The sequence below is a fragment of the Microbacterium sp. genome (assembly GCF_041641055.1).
GTDB lineage: Bacteria > Actinomycetota > Actinomycetes > Actinomycetales > Microbacteriaceae > Microbacterium.
This window is the reverse complement of the sequence record NZ_JBEPZB010000060.1, coordinates 767-2,399: the sequence shown is the minus strand read 5'-3', so window position 1 is coordinate 2,399 and position 1,633 is coordinate 767. Positions and strand designations below refer to the sequence as shown.

The window sequence follows — 1,633 nt, the reverse complement described above, 5'->3', positions numbered from 1 at the left end:
GAGAACCGCTTCATCGAGCAGCACGGATGGACCGAGTTCTCCCACTGGCACCTGGGCATCGACAAGAGCGAGAACCCCGAGACGAAGAAGGCGTACTCCTTCCCCTTCGGGGATCTCCGCTCGGTACACCGCTCGGGAGTCATCTCCGGTGAGAGCCGTGCCGGGCAATACGACCACACCGAGATCCGCGACGAGCTGCGCAAACTCCTCGAGCTGATCGACGCCGACCGCGACTAGCTCGGCTCCGCAGGACCGAGCTCGCGCGCTCTAGGAGTTGCTGCTCGAGTTCGACGAGCGGTCGGGCAGGTACGGTTCGATCGCAGCGGCGAGCTTCGCCGGAGTCATCGACTGCAGCCAGATTCGGCCGGGGCCGTGGATCTCGGCGAGGAACAGCGAGTCCCCGAAGAACTTGTTCTTGATGCCCTTGACCGAGGTGAACTCCAGTTCCATCTGCGACTCGAACATGGCGAGATGACCGGGATGGATGAGCAGCGACTGCCCTGCGGCGAGCTCGTACTCCGTGATCTCTCCGGCCAACTGCACCCAGGCGGTTCCGTTGCCCGCCAGCTTCTGGAACACGACTCCGGCTCCGCCGAAGATTCCCACGCCCAGCTTCTTCTGCAGGCCCACCGAGACCTCGACGCCCGTCGTGCTGGCGGAGTACGACCCCTGCTGCACCATGAAGGAATCAGCAGGGTCGACGTCGAGCTGACGGATCGTGCCCGGAAGCTGCGCTGCGAAGGCCACGAGACCACCCTGCGCGGGCGCGGTGTACTCCGTCAGGAACAACTGCGCTCCGCCGAGCACGCGCTTGAGCCCGCTGAGGAAGCCGCCCTGTCCGCCGGTGCCATGCACAGTCGAGGTGTTCAGTTCGAAGCCCGGCGACATCCAGGCGACGTCACCGCCTTCGGCGACGATCTTCTCTCCCGCGTCGAGGGTGACCTCGAGGATCGGCATGGTCGTTCCCGCGATAGTCGACTTCATGCGTCCAACATACGCTCGATATACCGATATCTACCGCCCCGGCCCGTCGCTGAGCGCGTTCCGCTTGTTGCGTCGGCTCTCTCGGATGACGCTGATCACGCTGATCGCCAGCAGGACCATGAGCAGGATCTCGATGTACGCGAGCGCGCCCACGCCCGAGTCGTCGGCAGGGGCGTGCTGGACAGGAACAGAAGCGGACGGCGGCCCGTCCGCGTCCCCGACGTAGAGGACCCAGTCGGTGAGTGCATGAACGATCATCGCGACCCAGATGCGTCCGGTGACGCGCCGGATCCAGTAGTACGTCGCACCGGCGGACATGAGGGCGATCACGTTGAAGGCGATGATGAAGGGCGGCAGCCCTTCGAAGAGATACGACGGAAGGTGTGCGAGAGCGAACACGAAGCAGGTGATCAAGAACACCGAGAACTCTCCGAAGCGTGCTCGCACGGCCGCGAGAAGGACACCGCGGATCGCGAGCTCCTCCCCGAAGCCGACCATCAGCGTGCCGAGCGCCAGCACGATCAGGAGTCCGAGCGAGCGCTCGGCCCAGGGCACGTCGAACATCTCGATCACCGGAATGGCGACGGCAAGGACCGGGATGGCGATCAGCCACCAGCGGCGCGGAGTGAGCGTCGGGGTGGGGCGCTCT

The 1,633-nt window shown here is 65.1% G+C and carries 2 protein-coding genes and 1 pseudogene; 1 reads left to right on the top strand and 2 read right to left on the bottom strand.

Going from position 1 to position 1,633, the window contains the following annotated elements:
• Positions 1 to 237: pseudogene (locus ACESK8_RS17865) on the top strand (hypothetical protein); the annotation flags it as partial.
• A gap of 30 nt (positions 238 to 267) precedes the next feature.
• Here ACESK8_RS17865 and ACESK8_RS17860 read toward each other — a convergent pair.
• Together ACESK8_RS17860 and ACESK8_RS17855 are read right to left on the bottom strand one after the other, a co-directional pair.
• Positions 268 to 984 (bottom strand): TIGR00266 family protein, encoded by a 717-nt coding sequence (locus ACESK8_RS17860; protein WP_372969834.1) that lies wholly within the window; start codon positions 982 to 984, stop codon positions 268 to 270.
• Positions 985 to 1,014: 30 nt separating this feature from the next.
• Positions 1,015 to 1,633 (bottom strand): CPBP family intramembrane glutamic endopeptidase (locus ACESK8_RS17855; protein WP_372969833.1); only part of this gene is annotated, 619 nt, incomplete at its 5' end.